The sequence below is a fragment of the Vibrio sp. TRT 21S02 genome (genome assembly GCF_050113675.1).
Taxonomy (GTDB): Bacteria; Pseudomonadota; Gammaproteobacteria; order Enterobacterales; family Vibrionaceae; genus Vibrio.
In genome coordinates this window covers 267,870-286,893 of the sequence record NZ_JBNJOI010000002.1, presented here as the reverse complement: position 1 = coordinate 286,893, position 19,024 = coordinate 267,870, and the positions used below count along the sequence as shown (strand labels likewise).

Here is a 19,024-nt window from a genome sequence, read left to right as displayed (position 1 = left end):
CTCTTTTAGTGCGAAATTGACAAATATGATCTGTGTTAAAAATAACCTGAGAAATGAGTGCGTATGACTAAGTTTAATTAAAACAACTAGTTAAGGAGATATTGTGGTGTCATTATTATTGACGCTCAGTGATTGATTGCGTATGGCATATGGCTTTGATTTTAAAAATCAAACAGATATTCGTTTAAACGATCCGCTAACCAAGAGACGCCTGGGTGTTCCGCACGCCCTGATGCCGTGAACATGCAGTAGTCCTCTTGAGTCAAACCATAAGTGTGTTTAATTACAGCGAGTTCCTGCTGGCGAAGGTAATGACGAATAAGGGGCTCAGGCAATACTCCCCACGCATCTTCCGCAAGAATGGTATTCAACATGTAATCGAAGCTTGAAAAACCGATGTGTCTCAGGGACATCGGTTGAAGTTCAGGATTGTCTTTTTCGTTCAGATAAACCATCACAGCTTGTAATTGCTTGCGTAAATCTTCATCAGAGACTCGTCTTAACTGAGTAAGCGGGTGCCCTGATTTGCACACCGACATCATTCGGATCTTGCCTAATGGGTGATAGGTGAGTTGAGGGTCGTCAATTCTTTCGTAGTCAACACCAAATGCATAATCGACTTGGTGAGTGGCCACTAGGTTGGCTAAATCACCACTTGATGCCAGAACAATGTTGACGGATGTAGCGGGAAATTGATCGTTAAGGCGGTGCGCTAAATCTAGCCACATACCATCAGGTAATGAGTCATCACGTGCTATCCATAGCTCGGCGTTGAACTCTCCAGAAGCTTGCGCACAAGTTTGTCGAATTCTTGATGAGGTTACCAATAAACTTTCGCAATCTTTGTAAATGGCTTTTCCTGCCTCTGAAAGTACTAGATGGTTCCCAGAGCGAACAAAAAGTTCAATACCTAGCTCTTTTTCCAGTGCTTTAATTGCCATGCTGAGCTTGGTACGGTTACATTCAAGTTGGCGTGCTGCTTCTGACACTGAGCCAGTATCTGCAACGTGACAAAACGCTTCGATTTGAGAAAGGTTCATAGTAACTTCATTAGTTTCACTGCATTAACGAGTGTATCTTATACCAAAACACCAAGAAATGTTGGTATAAGACTATGAAGACACATAGGTTTTGGTTTACTCTTGGTGGGTGCCTGATACAAGAAGTAATAGGGAGATCATAATGGCGACAAACTGGGACGAATACGCTGCGGAATGGGAAGCGAATCAAGCGACGCACACATATGCTGAGAGTGCATTCGATTCGTTAACTAAAGCAGTCAGTATTGAAGGTAAACACGTTCTAGATTTTGGTTGTGGTACGGGTCTAATGAGTCAGAAATTGGCTCCGTTTGCCAAAGATATTGTGGCTCTTGATAGCTCTGAAGCAATGATTGAGAAGTTAGACGACAAGCAGTTAGAAAATGTCGAACCTGTTGTTGATGTGCTTTCTCGTGGGTTAGTTGCATTTCATCCTGCGTTTCGTAAACAATTTGACCTAATTGTTGCTTCGTCCGTTTGTGGTTTTTTACCCAATTACTCTGATGTTATGGATATCGTTTATTCTTTGCTCGATGAAGGCGGCCAGTTTGTTCAGTGGGATTGGTTAGCTGAAAATGACAGCGAAGGACTGACAGCAAATAAGATTGAGCGTGTGCTTTCAAGTGTGGGTTTCAACGAGGTGACTATTTCAACTCCGTTTGAAATTGAAACTCCGGAAGGCAAACTAAAAGTAGTGATGGGTGTTGGTACCAAATAAAGCATCCGCATCATTTGACTTAGATTACAATACAAAGCCCTGAACGTGTTTCAGGGCTTTGTTGCTATATCATTGTTGTCATATAAACAGTTGAGCAATTTCATCCAATATTTCCGGGTTGGCAATCGCGCCTTTGTTCTGTACCTCTTTTCCATGGATCACTTGCTTTACCGCCAGTTCAACCAATTTGCCGGATTTTGTTTTAGGGATATCACTAACGGCGTATATTTCAGCAGGAACATGCCGAGGTGAACAATGCGCTTTAAGTTGTGCTTTTATTTGAGCAGAGAGTTCTGTGGTTAGCTTTTGTTGGTTGTTCAAAGCAACAAACAACACAATACGCTCATCCCCTTGATACGCTTGTCCAACCGCGATTGAATCTCGCACAGCGTCGAATTGATTTACCTGTTGGTAGATTTCTGATGTTCCGATTCGTACACCACCAGGATTCAAAGTGGTATCACTTCGCCCATAGAAAATCATCCCTGAGTTCGGTGAAAGTTCGACATCGTCTCCGTGATGCCATGCATTTTCAAACTTATCCCAATACGCTTGATGATAGCGTTCACCATCATCATGCCAAAACCCGATAGGTTGATTAGGAAAACTATTGGTACAAACGAGCTCTCCTCGTTTTTCTCGAATAGAATGACCACTCTCGTCAAATACTTGCACATCCATACCCAGTCCAAGGCCTTGGCATTCCCCGCGAAATACCGGAGAGATTGGATTACCGAGGACAAAGCAGCCGCAAATGTCTGTACCGCCAGAAATAGAGGCTAAGTGGAGATCCGCTTTGATATTGGCGTACACAAAATCAAATTGTTCTGGATAAAGTACTGAGCCGGTAGAGCATAACGTTTTTAAGTGCGGTAAGGCATAATACTGGCTGGGTGAATAATTGACTTTTTGTAGCGTCTCGAGATATTTCGCTGATGTGCCAAACAAGCTGACATTAGCTTCTTGCGCCAGTTCCCACAATACGCCGGGCATTGGATACATAGGGCTTCCGTCATAAATAATAAGTGTCGCTCCGCTGGCAAGAGCCGAGACATGCCAGTTCCACATCATCCAGCCACATGTTGTGTAATAAAACACGGAGTCTGAGGGTTGAATATCACAATGAAGTTGATGTTCTTTCAAGTGATTAAGGATGATTCCTCCAACAGAATGAACGATGCATTTGGGTTTACCCGTTGTTCCAGAGGAGTAAAGTACAAACAGAGGATCATTAAACCCAACACGTTCGTACCTTAATCCGCGTGGGATATAGCTAGCCAGTATGGCTTCCCAGTCTGAAAATGTTTCATTGTAAAATGCATCTTGTGGTGTGGCCTGTAGGTAGTCGATTTGACAGGTGTTTTGGATACTGGAAAGGGCATCAGCAAGCTGACGATTTTTTTCCACCATATCAAATGACTTCCCATTGAAAGAGTAACCATTACAACAGAAGAGGATTTTTGGCTGAACTTGGCCAAAACGCTCGATGACGCTCTCGACACCAAAATCAGGAGATGTTGATGTCCAAATCGCACCAAGGCTTGTCGTGGCGAGCATCGCGACAACCGTTTCTGGTAAGTAGGGGAGGTAACCCGCGACGACATCACCTTTTTCAACCCCATTTTGCTTTAGCCATTGTTGAAGAATCGAGACCTGATCACACAACTGTTGCCATGTCAGCTTTCGGCTTTGTCCCCGTTCGTTTTTAAACCAGATAGCTGTTCGTTCAGGCTCTTGAAAGGCATATGAAAGTAGGTTTTCCGCGTAGTTGAGCTGGGCTTGTGGAAACCAAATGGTATCGCGGCTTGAATAAAATTGACCCCATTTAGCAATGCCTTCTCCATGGATGCAATCGCCTTTAAAACCAATCACATCGCAATATTGCCAAATTTCTAACCAAAACTCTTTTTTTGAATCTATAGACCATTGGTGCAGTTCGTTAAAGTCAGAAATAGCTTCCCCTTGCATGTTGATATGCTGGATGAACTGATAAAGGTTGGAGGTTTCTATGCGTGAGCGGCTAGGTGTCCACAAAGGTTGTGTGTTAGGCATGACATTCCTCGTCAAAATTCCGCGAAATCCTTCTAAGTTTTGATGCTTTTTTACTCAAAGTCAAACTTGGAGCAAGGAAACATATGGCTGAAAAATATAAAGAAAAACGCCAAATGTAAAATAAATGTTACATTTAATTTGGACTTGATATTACCTTGGCTATTGGCAGGTGAAACACCAGTGGATAGGCTTAATTGTAAACGGGTTGTAAAAGGTTTGCGTGATGACTAAGTATCAATCTAAGCCTATGAATGATAACGGCTTCATTAACTGGAGTGACAGTGAAAATCACATTTGGCACGACTTAATGAAGCGGCAGATTTCATTGATTGGTGACAGAGTATGTAAGCCTTATCTTGATGGGCTTGCGATGTTGGATTTGCCAACGGATAGGGTTCCGCAACTGCGAGATATCAATCAAGTGCTGGTTGAGCAAACAGGATGGCGAGTTGAGCCAGTGCCTGCGCTGATTAACTTTGACCGCTTTTTTGGTTTGCTTGCGGAGAAAAAATTCCCCGTCGCAACGTTTTTAAGAAGCAGGAAAGAGTTTGACTATTTACAAGAGCCTGATTTTTTCCATGAAGTATTTGGCCATTGCGCAATGTTAACGCATCCAGATTTTGCTCAGTTTACCCATACCTATGGAAAAATTGGCAAAGAAGCAACCGCTAAAGAACGTGTTTATTTGGCGAGGCTGTATTGGTTTACGGTTGAGTTTGGTTTAGTGCGTGAAAACGGTGAAACAAAAATTTATGGCGGTGGGATTATCTCGTCACCGGGAGAAACGGTGTATTCACTGGATAGCCAAACAGCACAAAGACAGACTTTCGACATTCAACGCGTATTGAGAACGCCTTATCGAATCGACATCATGCAGCCTGTTTACTATGTGCTGAATGATATTGAAGCGTTGTATGAACTTAGCCAAGTCGACTTGCTGCAACAAGTCCACCAAGCCATGTCTGTCGGTTTACTCCCTCCATTATTTGAAGCTAAGGAAGAAATAAATGTTAAATGAACTGCGTTGTGAGGCATGCAGTATTGATGCGATTGCGTTAACACAGAATGAACGCAACAGCCTTTTGAATGAACTCGATAATTGGTCTGTTATTGAGAGAAATGAGATCCCTCAGTTAGAGAAGGTATATAAGTTCAAAAATTTTAAAAAAGCGTGGGTTTTTGCTGACCAAATCGCTCAGTTAGCTGAAGATGAATTTCATCATCCCGCGATCCTTCTTGAGTGGGGCAAAGTGACAGTCACGTGGTGGAGTCATTCCATTAAAGGCTTGCATAAAAACGACTTTATATGTGCAGCTAAGTGTGATGAGTTGTTTGTTGCTTCCTCAGACTAGTTATTGCGATTCTTTGCTTTCCGCAATGCTTGGTATTCGGTGAGGTAGATCTCTCTTAACCGCTCATATTTTTGCATTAATACCTGCACGTCATTTATGAGTTCTTGATTGTGTAGTACGTATTTTTGAGCGGCAATTGAGTTGAGTTGTTTATCGGCGCTTTGGCAGTGTGTACTCATTGTTTGCCATTGTTTGGCTTGTCGGATGAATGAAGGAAGCTGTTCAGACATTTTCTCGTGTTGATGCAATAAATCGGCGGCCATAACTAATGCTGATTCAGCTTGTTTAAGCAACATTTCTCTTTTGTTTGAATTTTCGACAGAAAGTAATGCGTCAATTTCTTTCGGTGAAAACGTTTTATGGATCAGAATTTGGTTACGTTGTTCATTTAGAGATTGATTGAAACTGATGGCTTGTTGGTTATACAGACGATCGATGTACTGTTGCTCATGTAGCAACTGGTTCCAGTCTCGCTGCGAGCAATGTTTAGCAAAGAGAATGTTAGGTGAATAGAACAATAAAACTGAGCCAACAAGTACTAGTTCTAATCGGTTCATAATAAGTAATCAATAACTAAGATAGTAAGAGTATAAACCGAGTCAAAGATAAAGGGGTGTCAAGAAGGCATGAGAGGGAATAAAAAGCGTAAGCCTGCTTCGCCATCCATTGACTGAAAGCAGGCTTTAGAACTATATCGCATAGACATTATTCTCTGAGTCGTTTTCTGGTCAGTAAATCCCTCTACTGACTTTGGGGAAACTAAGGATATACATTAGGCGTACCTAGACTTAGCTATCTCCACGGACAAAACGACGTTCAGTGATTGTGTTTCCTTCACCATCAGTAATTTCGAATGTAAAGGTGCGACCGTTGTTACGAAGATTGTAAACGTTAACATAGCCGGATTCTGAAGTGGTATAGGTTTGTGTACCTGAGCCAGTCACTTTTACAGGTACTCCTGAAACTGGTTGACCGTCTTTCAATACTGTCGCACGAGCAGAAGAATCAAATGTGTTGATTTTTAACTCTAAATCACTAGCTGATGCAGAAAAAGCAAATGCTGAAGATAGAGCGGCAAGCGTTAGTGTTGAGATTACGTTTTTCATAGTTTATTTCCTTTTGAATAAAGTTATATGTTTTTTATTTCTGCGCTTGGTTAGCGCTTGAGAGGTATATTAGGTGTGATTTAAGTCACGTTCTATCACTAATTTTTATACAAGTTGTTCGAAAATATTGATGAAATTTTTTAATTTTATTCCGGTCTTGGCGTTTTAGCGTTAAACCCGAAATGAAAATGTGCTGGTGGGTAAAGCAAAAGTGATTGCTGCCGTTATAGTTATATAGAGTGATAGGAAGTGGGCTAGGACAGAGTTTAAATGAAAAAAGTAATGATGATTGTATTGTTGCTTGTTGGCATTGCGTGTGCCGGAGGCGGCTACTATGTGTTTTACCTCAAGCCACAGCAAGACCAAGCGCTTGAAACTGTCGAGGAAGAAGAGATCACGCCAATCATCGAAGAAGAAGAGGAACAAGAACCACCAAAGCCTGAGGTTACAGACTATTACGTCAGCCCACCTAAACTGGGTGTGCGTGAGTTCCCCGACCATGAAGCCTTTATTGAGAGTGTGGTGTATCGTGGTGACAAACTGCATATTCTCGAAAAGAAAGACGGTTGGGGCCGAATTTCCCCTTACTATGTGTATGAGGAAGGCGGAGCGGAAGTCGCTGAGTGGGTTCCTATGAAGGCTTTACTTGAAGTCGCCCCTATCATTACAGAAAAAGAGCGTAAAGAAACCGTCACTGCATACATTGAGAAATCCGACGATTTTAAACAGCACTTTGAAATGTTTATCAAGAAAACTGAAGACCTGCTGACTGAAAAAACATGTACTCCCGAAGATTTCGAAGAACTAGGAGGGTGGGTACGTTCAGTTCGTTATAAAGAAAGAGATGTGTACTTTATTTATTGTGGGGGACTGAAACAGGCAAACAAAATTTATTTAGACATTCATAGTGGAGAAATTTTTTACAAATAACTTCGTTCCAATGCGGATGTTGTACACATTCTAAGCGTTTATAACCACTCAAAATTGAAAAGATAAGTTTTAGATTTTTTTTGTTGCTGTCATGAACTTTCCTACTTACTATGGCCGGGTTCTTACCTTATTGATGATGTGAATGGCACGTACATTCGTTAGATTTTTCTGGTTGATTTTGCTTGTGATGGCTTTGCCCGCACAGGCTTTGTCGTACCTTCAGAAAAGCGAAGCGGATGTAAGTTATCGGCTCTCTTATTTAGCGCTGAAAGCTAAAGAGCAGTCCAATGAGTCGCCAACGACAACTGCGTCAACAAAATCCAAACCTCAAACACATTCAGAGCCAAAAGAAAAAGCGGTTGCGATCATTAACAGTAATCGTTGGGGAGAGCCTCCGCGAAGCCTTGATGATCACGATGACTCTTTGAATTCGGATGCTGACAATCCATTCGATTCATTACCACTTTATCGGCAATATTATTACCCAGTTCATGACTTTAAAGCATGGACAGGAGCCTACTTCTATCACAATCATCGTCTGTCCGGTTGGAAAGAGACGAACGCGCTCTATGTTGCGTTAAACAGCCAATACTAATTTTCTTCAATCCGAGCTAACTGAGGTAAACGGAGGTGGTTTGCAAACAGCAAATTACGTCACTTGTGATCAGTAGCTTGTTATCCCGCGATTCTCGTAATCAAACAAATAACTTATTAACTCGGACTTTTCCGAGGGATAACGGTATGAAGAAAAAACAACTAAGACAGGCGAAGAATGTTCGCCTGATGAATCATTATTCTGCATGGAAATACGTTGTGTTAATCGTCACTGTAGTGATGTTAGCACTTAGCGCTATTCCGACATGGTTTGGCGAACAACCTTCAATTCAGGTGACAACGTCACATGCGGCTGGTCCACTTCGTTCGGTAGTTGAACTCGATCGATATTTGGATCAAAGAAACATCAATGTCGATGAAATCACACAGAAAGGTGATGTTACAACGCTTGTGTTCGACAACGAAACTGAGCAGACCCATGCTCGTCAGGCAATTGATAAATTGCTTGGCGAAGGCGACAGCATCACTTTCTCTTATGTGTCAGTCGCACCAAAATGGTTAGGTGAGATGGGATTCAACCCAATCAAACTTGGTCTCGATCTACGTGGTGGTGTTCAATTCTTACTAAATGTTGATGTAGACAAAGCGTTTGAAGAGCAACGTAATACCATGGTGGATGAAATGCGTGACATGCTACGTCAAGAACGCATTCGCGGTGTTAAGTTTGCTGATACTGGTGTTGATGGATTCGAAGTTAAGGTAAAAAGTGACGATGCGTTAAACACCGCTGCAAATTACGTCAAACAAAACTACCCAGGTTGGGATGTAAAACGCCACTCAGATTATGTCAGTGTACAGCCAACACAACAAAACAAAGCGGAGTTTCAGACGGTCACCATCAAGCAAAACTTAAAAATCATGCGTGATCGTATTGAAGAGCTAGGTATTACCGAAGCTCTGGTTCAGAGACAAGGTGAACACAGCATTCGCATCGAGTTACCAGGTGTACAAGATCCATCTCAAGCGAAGAATGTTATCGGCGCTACGGCAACACTTGCCTTTCATGAAGCAAAAGAGGCATCTCGTGGTATTACGGCGTCTGATGTCGTGTTGAAAGATAACGATGGCCGAGATGTAATTCTGGCGAAACGTCCAGTCTTAACAGGTGAGCACATTGTGAATGCACGCGCTGGTGTCGACAAAATGGGCTTCTCTGAAGTTAATATTTCACTTGATCACGCGGGTGGTAAAGTGATGAGTGACTTTTCCGGTAAACACATCGGTAAGCCAATGGCGACGGTATACCGTGAATATACCACGAATGCGCGTGGCGAAACTGAACGTAGTGAACGCGTTATTAGCGTTGCAACCATTCAATCTCAACTTGGTAGCCAGTTCCGCATTACGGGAGCGGGTTCAATGGAAGAGGCGCAAAACTTAGCTCTACTACTTCGTGCAGGTTCATTAACAGCGCCAGTGACCATCGTGGAAGAGCGTACTATTGGGGCGTCATTAGGTGCAGAGAACATTCAAAATGGTTTTGCGGCACTTGCTTTAGGCATGGGATTAACACTGACCTTTATGGCTTTGTGGTATCGCCGATTGGGTTGGGTTGCCAACGTTGCGCTGATCATAAACATGGTTTGTTTGCTTGGTCTGATTGCGCTGCTGCCGGGTGCGGTATTGACCCTTCCGGGAATCGCCGGTTTGGTTCTAACTGTCGGTATGGCCGTTGATACAAACGTGCTTATTTTTGAACGTATAAGAGACAAGATGGCAGAAGGGCGCACATTTGCTCAAGCCATTGATCAAGGATTTGGTAGTGCACTTAGCACCATCCTTGATGCCAACATTACCACGATGATCACCGCGGTAATTCTTTTCTCGATTGGTAATGGCCCTATCCAAGGTTTTGCCTTAACACTAGGCTTGGGCTTGCTAACCAGTATGTTCAGCGGCGTATTTGCTTCACGCGCTATCATCAATTTAATTTGGGGTCGCGATGCTCGTCGTGATGTAAGGGTGTAAGTCATGGTGGAATTTTTAAAACAACATATCCGTCGTATTCGTTACGTTACTGGCTTTATTTCAGTCGCGCTCATGATCGTTTCATTAGTCGCTCTTGGTTTGAGAGGGCTCAATATGGGGCTTGATTTTACAGGGGGCATGGTTACTGAAGTTCAGTTAGATAAAGCCTTAACAAGCGCTGACATGCTAAAAGTGCTTAAGCCTGAGCTGGGTGAATTTACCTCTGTAACGCATTCAAATGAAGAAGGGCGTTGGATTATTCGCTACCCAGTCCCTGAACAAGGACAAGAAGCTCCAGATGTAGGTCAGCTTCTAAGCGGCATTTCGCACAATGTTGATGTGGTAAGTAATAGCATGGTGGGCTCACAGGTAGGGCAAGATTTGGTCGATCAAGGTGGTCTTGCATTACTGATCTCTATGTTGTGTATATTGGGTTACTTGTGCTTCCGTTTTGAATGGCGCTTAGCCAGTGGTTCGTTACTTGCTCTACTTCATGACGTTGTGCTGGTACTTGGGTTCTTTGCCGCAACTCAGATGGAGTTTAACTTGACGGTATTTGCTGCCATTCTCGCAATTCTTGGTTATTCATTGAATGACTCAATCATTATCGCGGACCGTATTCGCGAATTGCTGGTGGCAAAACAAAGTGAGCCTGTGGAAGAAATCAACGATCAGGCTGTGATTGCAACTTTTTCACGCACTATGGTCACATCGGGTACCACGTTGATTACCGTTGCTGCGCTATGGCTATTAGGCGGAAATGCACTTGAAGGCTTCGCTACTGCGATGTTCATCGGTATTTTGTCTGGTACTTGGTCTTCCATTTCGATCGGTACGGTTTTACCTGAATGGTTAAAACTGGAGCCTAAGCATTACCTTCCTGTGGAAGTGGATGCAGCTCCTTAACGTTTAGGTAAGGTGTAAAGTGCAAAAGGGTTAGAAAGTAATTTCTAACCCTTTTTTATTGATAGTATGTGAACAAGTATTGAGTAATACCTATTAGTCAGCTTTGTAACTGCTTGAAAGTTGCATAAGTGGTGCTGCCTTTCGTAGGCAAGAGCTTCATAGTGACTAGAACGGTACGCTAGATAAGCATTATCTGCTTTAACCCCTGTTATAACGGGGATTTACAATGTAAATTTTACTATGCCAGTTTAATGAGGGCATAGAACATATTCGTTTTCAGTTAAAGCGTATCACTTGTTTTAAAGTAACATCCAAATAAAAAAGCCTCACATTGTGAGGCTTTATCCGTTGCGAAATTGATTACATCGCAGATTCAAAAATTGCAGAGATCTCTTCGTGTGTCGCTTGTTTAGGGTTAGTAAAGCCACAAGCATCTTTTAACGCGTTGTCTGCTAGTGTTGGAATATCTTCTAGCTTAGCGCCTAGCTCTTTAATGCCCGCAGGGATACCGACGTCCTTAGCCAACTCAACAATTGCATCAATAGCGGCATTTGCGCCTTGTTCTGCGTTTAGGCCTTCAACGTTAACACCCATGGCTTTGGCGACATCGCGCAGACGCTCTGGGCAAACTTGTGCGTTGTAGCGTTGTACGTGTGGCAATAGAATTGCGTTACAAACACCGTGTGGAAGATCGTAGAAACCGCCAAGCTGGTGTGCCATCGCGTGAACATAGCCAAGAGATGCGTTGTTAAATGCCATGCCTGCCATAAACTGCGCGTAAGCCATTTGCTCGCGAGCTTCAATGTCTTCGCCATTTTTAACCGCAGTACGTAGGTGTGCTTGGATCAGCTCAATCGCTTTTATCGCTACAGCGTCAGTAATTGGTGTTGCGGCAATTGAAACATACGCTTCAATCGCATGAGTTAGCGCGTCCATACCCGTTGCAGCAGTTAATGATGCTGGTTTAGCAAGCATAAGCTCAGGATCGTTAACAGAAACCAGTGGCGTGGTGTGCTTATCAACAATAGCCATCTTAATATGACGCTCTTCATCCGTAATGATGCAGAAGCGAGTCATTTCTGATGCCGTACCGGCAGTCGTGTTGATTGCGATTAGTGGTAGCATAGGTTTTGCAGACTGGTCAACACCCTCATAGTCAGCAATTTTACCGCCGTTTGAAGCGACTAATGCGATACCTTTAGCGCAATCGTGAGGCGAGCCACCACCAAGTGAAATTACGAAATCACAGTCGTTATCAGTAAGAAGTTCTAAGCCAGCATTCACGTTACCGATAGTAGGGTTTGGTTGTGTGCCATCAAATACTACTGTTTCTATATCACGTTCAGTTAGTAAATCCTGAACCTGTTTCACCACACCGATCTGGTTAAGGATCTTGTCCGTAACGATTAAACCTTTCTTAAAACCTTGAGATTGAATGTTGTCCGCAGCGTCTTTAAGGCAGCCTGCACCCATTAGGTTAACGGTAGGGATGAAAAAAGCACTTGTCATAGGATTGCTCCGTATTTTGGTTATAGATTACTGCTAGCCAGAGTGGCATAAAGTGGATATTCAACTTTGATCTGTGACAAGCGATTTTCGGGAAAATGATGTGCGACTAATAAAATGTGAACTTGGTCTTGTTGCATATATTGAAAAGTTAAAATCATTATAAATTAGTAAGTTAACGCAATCGTTTTCCCAACATATATTGATTTTTCTGATTTATTAGAAATAAAAAAGCACCACTGGTGTGGTGCTTTTTTGTCACTTTATTTGGAGTAATGCTAAGCCAATGTGACGAGCTTTTCGATCAATTTTTCAATGCCACTTGCTGCCTGAGCAATGTTACCTGCAAGCATATAAGCAGGTGTCGAAAGTACATTATGTTGTTCGTCGTAAATATACTCATCAACAGGACAATTTACATGTTGTCCCCCCATTTGATTAAACGCAGCTGCCGTGGCTTCGTCATTACCAATAGTGCCTTTCACTCCGTTTGGATAAATCATAGGGATTATCGTAGGTGCAATACAAAGATAGCCCACTGGCTTTTTAGCGTGAGCGAAGGCGCGACAGGCACTAGCAACATGTGTATTAATGCTACATTCTGCACCGCTTACCGCAAAATCAGTCAGGTTTTTCGCAGCACCAAAACCACCGGGTAATACGAGTGCATCAAAATCATCAATGTGTAGCTTAGCGACGTCTTCAATGTTACCTCGTGCAATTCTGGCCGACTCTTCAAGCACATTGCGTGGCCCTGCCATTTCTTCACCAGTAATGTGGTTGATCACATGAAGCTGTTCAATATTGGGGGCAAAGCAATGCCAACTCGCACCTTGCTTTTCGATAGCGTGCAACGTTAAAACGGCTTCGTGAATTTCTGCACCATCAAAAACACCGGAGCCACTTAAAATTACGGCGATTTTCTTCATTCGAGTTTCCTTATCCCGTTAGGTCAACAAGCGTTAGTCTGTAAAAGATAGAACAAACCCCAGAGAGTGGAATTAACTTACTCTGATTTATCGTCTTCTCTATGTTCAGATTTTACCTCGTTTACTTCATCGGTGTCGGCAATTTCTTCATCCGGCTCTGGATAGTATTTAACAACAAAAGGAGTCAGCATAACGCTAGATGGGAGAAAATGTTTCATAACAGCTCCTGTTTAGTACGTAGTACTGGTTATCCTAGCGATATGCCAAATAAACGATGTGCTTCAGGTCATATTGCCTTTCGCTTAGAGTGGTGAGCTTTGGGATTTGGGTGATAGATCACTGAACTCTTTTTTAGGTAGCTATGAGCGGTGAGAAGCGTTTAAACTAATCGCAATAAATAACAGGGATAAAGTAATGAAGTACGATTGGGTTTTATTTGATGCCGACGAGACGCTGTTCCACTTTGATGCCTTTAAAGGCATGCAGCTTATGTTTGAGCGTAAAGGTGTTGAGTTTACTAAAGACGATTTTCAGTTATATCAGACCGTTAATAAGCCATTGTGGGTTGACTATCAAGATGGAACCATCACTGCAGATGAGCTAAAGCACACTCGATTTGAATCGTGGGCAAATAAACTGGAAACCACGACCTCAGAACTCAATAGCGCGTTTTTAGAAGCGATGGCTGACATTTGTACTTTGCTACCTGGTGCAAAAGAGCTGATCACCTCGTTACAAGGAAAAGCGAAGCTCGGTATTATCACAAATGGTTTTACTGAACTGCAAGCGATCAGACTTGAAAGGACGGGGATGTCTGATTATTTTGAGCACGTTATTATTTCCGAAGAAGTCGGGATCGCAAAGCCAGATACAGGTATCTTTACGCATGCATTGAACGCAATGGGGAATCCTTGCAAGAGTCGAGTATTGATGGTCGGTGACAATCAACATTCTGACATTTTAGGTGGCATTAATTTTGGTATTGAAACGTGTTGGCTAAATCATGCAGAACAAGTTTTGGCAGAAGGGATCGTACCGAATTATATTGTGAATTCTTTACACGAATTGAAAGCCATTCTTAATGCTTAATCGTTTTAGTCAATTTGTATCGATGGATGCTTGTGTGATACCAAGCATTCGTTGGTTACTTGGATGACGGTACGCTCCTCAATCTCGAGGAGCGTACATGGCAATATAGTGTTCGAGAGATTTGTGTTTATTGGTTTCAAATAACTCATCGAGAACTATCAGCTTTTCTATTCTGTCTAAGCGGAAATGACGGTAGTCGTTTCGTAGCTCACACCAAGCGACTAGTGTCCAGACCTTACCCCAAAAGATTTGGCCAAGTGGTTGTAACGTACGGTGAGTTTTCTGCCCATCTTCAGCTTGATAATTAATTTCGATTTTTAATTTCGCATCTGTGGCGTGTCTCAACATTTGGCAATGGTGCGCAGAGACCGAATGAGTGTATAGGTCTGGCACAATAAGCGGGAAGTTTTCCACTTGTTGTTTGAGTTTATCTGGAAGTACCGAAAGTACCTTAGCAGAGGCAGTTTCAGAGGCTTTGGCTAGTTCACTATCAGACCAAGCTCTGACCATTCTCATGCCAAGTTCAAGAGCCATCATTTCTTGTTCGTTAAACATAAGTGGAGGGAGGTGAGAGCCAGCCTGAAGCATGTAACCAACACCCGCTTCACCTTGAATGGGTACACCAGAACATATTAAAGATTGAATATCACGGTAAATTGTTCGTTCACTCACTTCCATTTTTTCTGCCAGTTCCGCTGCCGTTACCGCATAACGCTTAGAGCGCAGCAAGGTAAGAAGTTCGAACAGACGTTCTGATTTACTCATGTCTTTTCCCGATAATGAAGTGGCCGTTGGAATGATAAAAGGAGCTCGGTTAAAGAGCTCCTTGGTGCAACATTACGCTGGTGTTGCGTATTTGTCTGCCAATTTACACATCTTAATAACTTGGCGCTGAATATTCACAGTTTCTATGTCTATAAGCGCCATTAAAGGCTGGCATTGCGGACTATCCATAAATTTCTCTCCGGCACTCAGCGCATCGGACATAGAATCCCAGTAGACTACATCATTCCATGTAAGCGTATCATTATTGTAACTTAGTGAGCGATATTGAAACCCCTGCAGTTGTTCCACAAAGATCTGGCTTTCATGTGTTGCCTCTAATAACGCACTTTCAGAAGCTTCACTTAACAATTTGAAGCTAACAATTTCGATGACGTTTTCCATGAGTCTGTTCCTTATATTAATGACATCACTGATGAATTCGAGGTAGAGAATAAATCACGGCTTTGTCAGAACATGTCAGTAGATACTATATGCAAATAAGTGATAAGTGGATGTGCCATTAGTTGCTTTTTAGCATAACGCATTCCACTTTTTAGCCTTGTAAGAAAGTAATCTAAGCAAGGGCTGTGATAGAAAAAACAATCTAATGCTTTAGTGTTAGTCTCCCTATACTCACAGAGGTGGGTGAGGAAAGGATGAATTGTTATGTGGACTAAGCAATGGTTAACAGTGGCTCCGTTGTCGTTATTGATGATCTCTGCTGTGCACGCAGGTAAGCCAACGAACAGTGATGGGATGTATTTAGGGAATGGTTTCCCAAGTGGAGAGCATTTCAATTTACTTTTGCATGGCAAAAAAGACGATCATGTATGTGAAACGTATATTGAAGTGGTGGAGGTTACCGACCTAGATGAGTTTGATTTGATCACGCCATCCTATGCCGTGGGTGATGAATTCTTACCGGGTGCCTGTCCTGAAGAAGTAGGGATTGAATACCGATGTGCTTATGGCAACGTAATTAATATGCCTAGAGGCAGTGATACGAGCCAAATCTTAATGGAATCAGGTGGTAAAGGGCCAGCCAAAAAGTCAGGTAGCGACTCCGATCTCGACGAAACAACGTTGCAGGTCACCGATGCTTGTACGGGTTATACTGGCAATGACCCAGCGGTTGTAAGAATACCGGCGGATAAGGATGGCTATGCTGTTTATGCTCGCGTGTTAGGAAAACCAACGGATGATGGTGGGCCTGATTTTACTGTCGAAGGAAGGTCAATACCGATAATCGGCGATGGCGATAACGGATCTGATGATGTGTGGTTGATTGGTGTGATAGACAATGAAGGAGTTTTGATACCAGGAACCTGTGATGATGGTGGTTGTACTCTAAACCGATGGGAATCAACAACCAAAGGGAAAGGGGCTCAGAAAGCGACAGATTTGACCGGGTTGTTCTCATTTACAGGCGAAGTTTGTTATTGGGCAAACGATGACTCTTGTTTAGATGGTGCAGTAAATGTATGTACAGATACTGATTTCTGCTGTGTTGATGTTACTGATGATGAATATGACTTAGGCGATATTGAATACAATGGAACCATCTATAACTGCAATCTTGCAACAGAAGAAAACACCAATGAATTCGGTATGTGTACCACGGATTTTGCCACTTTAGAAACACTACATTGTCGAGAGTATGTTGAAACTTGGATTTTCAACATCGAAGACTTTGTCAATGTACTTTATGACATCAACAACGACGCTTATAACGTGCAAATTCGTTTTTATCCACTTCCTCTTAAGTAAACCGCAAGCTAAATAAAAGAAAGTCACGTTAAGTGGCTTTCTTTTTATGCCTCAAAATGTCTTAGATCTAACAGAGTAAAATTTATATCCTTATTGCTAATGTATTACTCGAAACCAAAAGCATGAAAATTAAGCAACTAGACAGTAAAGTCGTTTATCAAAACAAATGGATGACCGTTAGAGAGGATAGAATACGGAGACCCAGCGGCGCAGAAGGAATTTATGGTGTTGTTGATAAGTCAGATTGTGCAGCGATTTTAGCCGTCGACAAGGGAAGCGTTCATTTAGTGCAGCAATATCGGTACACCGTAGGCCAGCGTTGTTGGGAGCTACCTCAAGGTGGATGGGAGTCAAACCCTAATGCGGATCACTTAGCATTAGCCAAAGGTGAATTGAGAGAGGAGACTGGGTTAGAAGCACAAGTCATGGAATATGTTGGTCCACAGTTTATTGCTTATGGTTTCCTCAACCAAACATGTCACGTCTATTTTGCAACTCAGCTTCATGGTGTAGGCAACCAACTGGATTCTGAAGAAGAAGACTTAATTACCCAATCATTCACACTCGACGAATTTGAACAAATGATGATCGATGGTGAAATTAAAGATGTTGTTACCGTTGCAGCTTATGGCTTAGCGAAATTAAAAGGTCTCGTATAATAACATGATGTTTTAGAGGCTCTTATGCGCTAGTATCAGGCTGTTTAGTGTGATGGGTTACGGTAAAGGACGATTCGTGCAATACATAAAAATCAAAGAATCAATCGTAGAGCAAATAGAGGCGGGGATGCTAGCGGCAGGGCAAAAATTGCCGTCCGAGCGCAAACTAGCTGAGTCGTTTGACACCACACGAGTGACTTTGAGGGAAGCGCTTTCACTTCTTGAAGCTGAAGGGCGATTGTATAGAGAAGATCGTCGAGGTTGGTTTATCTCACCGCCACCGCTTAAATATAACCCTTTAAATGCGGCTAGTTTTGTCGATATTGCCAAACAACAGGGACGAACGCCTTCTAATCAAATTGTGGTTGCCAAGAGTATCATTGCGGATAAAACGGCGGCCAGATTACTTCAACTACCTCCGTTTTCTGATGTTTATCGTATTGATAGTCTGCATTTGTTAAATGATAGACCGGTTGCCTATGTAACGCGCTATATCCGAAGTGATGGATTGCCAAATTTACTCGATCAAGACTTAACATCTTCGTTCCACACTCTTTATCGGGAACAATTTGGTATTGAGCTAGTAAAAAGCCAATATCGAATTGCAACGAGCTCGTTATTGGGCGATGAGGCTAGTTCACTTAGAGCAACGCTAGGAACGCCTTCTATGGTGATCGAGCGGGTTAACAAAGACAAAAATGGAAATATTATAGACTGTGAAATCATGCAGTGGCGCCATGATGCGATTTGTATCGAAGCTGAAGTGGTTATATCTGAGTAACTTATTGTTTTTGAAAATCTATTTCTCTCATACTCCCTTTGATGCTCTCTAAGGTGAATATTAAGCAAGGCTGGTACTTTCGCATGAATAACTCATGCCAACTTTGCTGTGTGAGACAGTACATGGTGTGCTTGTCTCTTAACATCCTCATTATTTCATTTGTTAATATAAAATATGTTCAATTGTATATAACAAATGACTCTAAAGAATATTTTGAATACAATTTTAATTACATAAATTATTAAAACTAACTTGTTGGTATTCATCATGTTATTTTAAACTGCATAATATAAGCCATGATACACACACTATTGTTATAGTTTTTCATTCTTCTCTTACTTCAAAATAATAGACAGTGTGGTGCAATTATTTTTAATACGAACTGGTCTTTTATTACGTACCATTATTATGTTGAGCTTAGGAAGTTCGACTTTTGGGTAAGCAAGGAGTCAGTTATGATTAAGGCAATAAGTTTGTTCTCTGCATTACTATTTAGCTCCATGACAGTAGCAGGATTAAGTGGACATTATTCTAAAATAGTAAATACAGACAGCGTGAATGGTCAGGTCGTGGCGTCTAAAGATGCTGCATTGGAAGCGGGTCGTGACATGTTGATGGATATTAACAACAAGTCACCTTATGAGCTTAGTAAAGCGGTGAATTACTCAGCAAATGATAAAGTTGATCCAAATTCATTTGAAGTAAGAAATTCTACAGTTTCAGTTAAAGAAATTGTAACTAGTGAAGGTGAAATTGCTTATCAGCCTGTCATCAGTGTTAATTATGAGTACAGAGCAAGAGAAAGAAATTAAATGAGTTTTTGCTAGCAATAAAAAAGCGC

21 protein-coding genes are annotated in these 19,024 nt (G+C 42.1%); 12 read left to right on the top strand and 9 right to left on the bottom strand.

Annotated features, from left to right (window positions below; all coding sequences use genetic code 11):
* Window positions 1–161: 161 nt before the first annotated feature.
* On the bottom strand, window positions 162–1,040 hold the full coding sequence (locus ACQEXU_RS03470) for a LysR family transcriptional regulator (protein ID WP_427009696.1): 879 nt from the start codon (window positions 1,038–1,040) through the stop codon (window positions 162–164).
* Window positions 1,041–1,182: 142 nt separating this feature from the next.
* Between ACQEXU_RS03470 and ACQEXU_RS03465 the strand changes: the two genes are divergently transcribed.
* Window positions 1,183–1,758: a class I SAM-dependent DNA methyltransferase gene (locus ACQEXU_RS03465; RefSeq protein WP_427009695.1), complete on the top strand. Its 576-nt coding sequence runs from the start codon at window positions 1,183–1,185 to the stop codon at window positions 1,756–1,758.
* A 78-nt stretch (window positions 1,759–1,836) separates the two neighbouring features.
* Here ACQEXU_RS03465 and ACQEXU_RS03460 read toward each other — a convergent pair whose 3' ends face one another.
* On the bottom strand, window positions 1,837–3,810 hold the full coding sequence (locus tag ACQEXU_RS03460) for an acetoacetate--CoA ligase (RefSeq protein ID WP_427009694.1): 1,974 nt from the start codon (window positions 3,808–3,810) through the stop codon (window positions 1,837–1,839).
* Between the two features lie 223 nt (window positions 3,811–4,033).
* Between ACQEXU_RS03460 and phhA the strand changes: the two genes are divergently transcribed.
* Together phhA and ACQEXU_RS03450 are read left to right on the top strand one after the other, a co-directional pair.
* Window positions 4,034–4,828, top strand: a complete 795-nt coding sequence (phhA, locus tag ACQEXU_RS03455) for a phenylalanine 4-monooxygenase (RefSeq protein ID WP_427009693.1) — start codon at window positions 4,034–4,036, stop codon at window positions 4,826–4,828.
* Entirely contained in the window at window positions 4,818–5,162 is a 345-nt protein-coding gene (locus tag ACQEXU_RS03450) for a 4a-hydroxytetrahydrobiopterin dehydratase (RefSeq protein ID WP_427009692.1), read from the top strand. Before phhA ends, ACQEXU_RS03450 begins: the two co-directional genes overlap by 11 nt.
* On the opposite strand, the gene ACQEXU_RS03445 is transcribed toward ACQEXU_RS03450, so the two are convergent.
* Window positions 5,159–5,719 (bottom strand): hypothetical protein, encoded by a 561-nt coding sequence (locus ACQEXU_RS03445; RefSeq protein ID WP_427009691.1) that lies wholly within the window; start codon window positions 5,717–5,719, stop codon window positions 5,159–5,161. The two genes, ACQEXU_RS03450 and ACQEXU_RS03445, sit on opposite strands and share 4 nt — an antisense overlap.
* A 231-nt stretch (window positions 5,720–5,950) precedes the next feature.
* Window positions 5,951–6,268, bottom strand: a complete 318-nt coding sequence (locus ACQEXU_RS03440; RefSeq protein WP_427009690.1) for a hypothetical protein — start codon at window positions 6,266–6,268, stop codon at window positions 5,951–5,953.
* A gap of 270 nt (window positions 6,269–6,538) precedes the next feature.
* On the opposite strand from ACQEXU_RS03440, the gene ACQEXU_RS03435 reads away from it, so the two are divergent.
* The 4 genes from ACQEXU_RS03435 (at window position 6,539) to secF (ending at window position 10,687) form a co-directional block, all read left to right on the top strand.
* On the top strand, window positions 6,539–7,198 hold the full coding sequence (locus tag ACQEXU_RS03435) for a hypothetical protein (RefSeq protein ID WP_427009689.1): 660 nt from the start codon (window positions 6,539–6,541) through the stop codon (window positions 7,196–7,198).
* Between the two features lie 142 nt (window positions 7,199–7,340).
* Window positions 7,341–7,793, top strand: a complete 453-nt coding sequence (locus ACQEXU_RS03430; protein ID WP_427009688.1) for a hypothetical protein — start codon at window positions 7,341–7,343, stop codon at window positions 7,791–7,793.
* Window positions 7,794–7,939: 146 nt separating this feature from the next.
* Window positions 7,940–9,781: a protein translocase subunit SecD gene (gene secD, locus ACQEXU_RS03425; RefSeq protein WP_427009687.1), complete on the top strand. Its 1,842-nt coding sequence runs from the start codon at window positions 7,940–7,942 to the stop codon at window positions 9,779–9,781.
* 3 nt (window positions 9,782–9,784) lie between these two features.
* A complete protein-coding gene (gene secF, locus ACQEXU_RS03420; protein ID WP_427009686.1) occupies window positions 9,785–10,687 on the top strand; it encodes a protein translocase subunit SecF in 903 nt (300 codons plus the stop codon).
* 360 nt (window positions 10,688–11,047) lie between these two features.
* Here secF and yiaY read toward each other — a convergent pair whose 3' ends face one another.
* The 3 genes from yiaY to ACQEXU_RS03405 form a co-directional block, all read right to left on the bottom strand.
* A complete protein-coding gene (gene yiaY / locus ACQEXU_RS03415; protein ID WP_427009685.1) occupies window positions 11,048–12,196 on the bottom strand; it encodes an L-threonine dehydrogenase in 1,149 nt (382 codons plus the stop codon).
* Window positions 12,197–12,471: 275 nt separating this feature from the next.
* A complete protein-coding gene (gene elbB, locus ACQEXU_RS03410; RefSeq protein WP_427009684.1) occupies window positions 12,472–13,122 on the bottom strand; it encodes an isoprenoid biosynthesis glyoxalase ElbB in 651 nt (216 codons plus the stop codon).
* 77 nt (window positions 13,123–13,199) lie between these two features.
* Window positions 13,200–13,340: a hypothetical protein gene (locus ACQEXU_RS03405; protein ID WP_367989680.1), complete on the bottom strand. Its 141-nt coding sequence runs from the start codon at window positions 13,338–13,340 to the stop codon at window positions 13,200–13,202.
* 196 nt (window positions 13,341–13,536) lie between these two features.
* Here ACQEXU_RS03405 and yjjG point away from each other — a divergent pair, with 196 nt between their 5' ends.
* Window positions 13,537–14,211: a pyrimidine 5'-nucleotidase gene (yjjG, locus tag ACQEXU_RS03400; protein ID WP_427009683.1), complete on the top strand. Its 675-nt coding sequence runs from the start codon at window positions 13,537–13,539 to the stop codon at window positions 14,209–14,211.
* 78 nt (window positions 14,212–14,289) lie between these two features.
* On the opposite strand, the gene ACQEXU_RS03395 is transcribed toward yjjG, so the two are convergent.
* Window positions 14,290–14,976 carry a helix-turn-helix transcriptional regulator gene (locus tag ACQEXU_RS03395; RefSeq protein WP_427009682.1) on the bottom strand — a complete coding sequence of 229 codons (687 nt, stop codon included), beginning with the start codon at window positions 14,974–14,976 and terminating at the stop codon, window positions 14,290–14,292.
* 72 nt (window positions 14,977–15,048) lie between these two features.
* Entirely contained in the window at window positions 15,049–15,378 is a 330-nt protein-coding gene (locus ACQEXU_RS03390; protein ID WP_427009681.1) for a hypothetical protein, read from the bottom strand.
* Window positions 15,379–15,642: 264 nt separating this feature from the next.
* On the opposite strand from ACQEXU_RS03390, the gene ACQEXU_RS03385 reads away from it, so the two are divergent.
* From ACQEXU_RS03385 to ACQEXU_RS03370, 4 genes are all read left to right on the top strand, one after another.
* Window positions 15,643–16,743 carry a hypothetical protein gene (locus ACQEXU_RS03385; RefSeq protein WP_427009680.1) on the top strand — a complete coding sequence of 367 codons (1,101 nt, stop codon included), beginning with the start codon at window positions 15,643–15,645 and terminating at the stop codon, window positions 16,741–16,743.
* 122 nt (window positions 16,744–16,865) lie between these two features.
* The gene (locus ACQEXU_RS03380; RefSeq protein ID WP_427009679.1) at window positions 16,866–17,402 is read left to right on the top strand and encodes an NUDIX domain-containing protein; all 537 of its coding nucleotides are present in this window, start codon (window positions 16,866–16,868) and stop codon (window positions 17,400–17,402) included.
* Window positions 17,403–17,478: 76 nt separating this feature from the next.
* Window positions 17,479–18,183 carry a UTRA domain-containing protein gene (locus ACQEXU_RS03375; protein WP_427009678.1) on the top strand — a complete coding sequence of 235 codons (705 nt, stop codon included), beginning with the start codon at window positions 17,479–17,481 and terminating at the stop codon, window positions 18,181–18,183.
* Window positions 18,184–18,638: 455 nt separating this feature from the next.
* Window positions 18,639–18,995 (top strand): DUF3316 domain-containing protein, encoded by a 357-nt coding sequence (locus ACQEXU_RS03370; protein WP_367989693.1) that lies wholly within the window; start codon window positions 18,639–18,641, stop codon window positions 18,993–18,995.
* The last annotated feature ends 29 nt before the right edge of the window (window positions 18,996–19,024 follow it).

Bases quoted from the DNA above. Each gene is read 5' to 3' on its own strand.
- secD (WP_427009687.1), top strand. From the start codon at position 7,940: ATGAAGAAAAAACAACTAAGACAGGCGAAGAATGTTCGCCTGATGAAT.
- yjjG (WP_427009683.1), top strand. From the start codon at position 13,537: ATGAAGTACGATTGGGTTTTATTTGATGCCGACGAGACGCTGTTCCAC.
- ACQEXU_RS03465 (WP_427009695.1), top strand. From the start codon at position 1,183: ATGGCGACAAACTGGGACGAATACGCTGCGGAATGGGAAGCGAATCAA.
- ACQEXU_RS03370 (WP_367989693.1), top strand. From the start codon at position 18,639: ATGATTAAGGCAATAAGTTTGTTCTCTGCATTACTATTTAGCTCCATG.
- ACQEXU_RS03430 (WP_427009688.1), top strand. From the start codon at position 7,341: ATGGCACGTACATTCGTTAGATTTTTCTGGTTGATTTTGCTTGTGATG.
- ACQEXU_RS03470 (WP_427009696.1), bottom strand. From the start codon at position 1,040: ATGAACCTTTCTCAAATCGAAGCGTTTTGTCACGTTGCAGATACTGGC.
- ACQEXU_RS03380 (WP_427009679.1), top strand. From the start codon at position 16,866: ATGAAAATTAAGCAACTAGACAGTAAAGTCGTTTATCAAAACAAATGG.
- ACQEXU_RS03440 (WP_427009690.1), bottom strand. From the start codon at position 6,268: ATGAAAAACGTAATCTCAACACTAACGCTTGCCGCTCTATCTTCAGCA.
- ACQEXU_RS03390 (WP_427009681.1), bottom strand. From the start codon at position 15,378: ATGGAAAACGTCATCGAAATTGTTAGCTTCAAATTGTTAAGTGAAGCT.
- yiaY (WP_427009685.1), bottom strand. From the start codon at position 12,196: ATGACAAGTGCTTTTTTCATCCCTACCGTTAACCTAATGGGTGCAGGC.
- ACQEXU_RS03385 (WP_427009680.1), top strand. From the start codon at position 15,643: ATGTGGACTAAGCAATGGTTAACAGTGGCTCCGTTGTCGTTATTGATG.
- ACQEXU_RS03405 (WP_367989680.1), bottom strand. From the start codon at position 13,340: ATGAAACATTTTCTCCCATCTAGCGTTATGCTGACTCCTTTTGTTGTT.
- elbB (WP_427009684.1), bottom strand. From the start codon at position 13,122: ATGAAGAAAATCGCCGTAATTTTAAGTGGCTCCGGTGTTTTTGATGGT.
- phhA (WP_427009693.1), top strand. From the start codon at position 4,034: ATGACTAAGTATCAATCTAAGCCTATGAATGATAACGGCTTCATTAAC.
- ACQEXU_RS03435 (WP_427009689.1), top strand. From the start codon at position 6,539: ATGAAAAAAGTAATGATGATTGTATTGTTGCTTGTTGGCATTGCGTGT.
- ACQEXU_RS03460 (WP_427009694.1), bottom strand. From the start codon at position 3,810: ATGCCTAACACACAACCTTTGTGGACACCTAGCCGCTCACGCATAGAA.
- ACQEXU_RS03395 (WP_427009682.1), bottom strand. From the start codon at position 14,976: ATGAGTAAATCAGAACGTCTGTTCGAACTTCTTACCTTGCTGCGCTCT.
- ACQEXU_RS03445 (WP_427009691.1), bottom strand. From the start codon at position 5,719: ATGAACCGATTAGAACTAGTACTTGTTGGCTCAGTTTTATTGTTCTAT.
- ACQEXU_RS03450 (WP_427009692.1), top strand. From the start codon at position 4,818: ATGTTAAATGAACTGCGTTGTGAGGCATGCAGTATTGATGCGATTGCG.
- secF (WP_427009686.1), top strand. From the start codon at position 9,785: ATGGTGGAATTTTTAAAACAACATATCCGTCGTATTCGTTACGTTACT.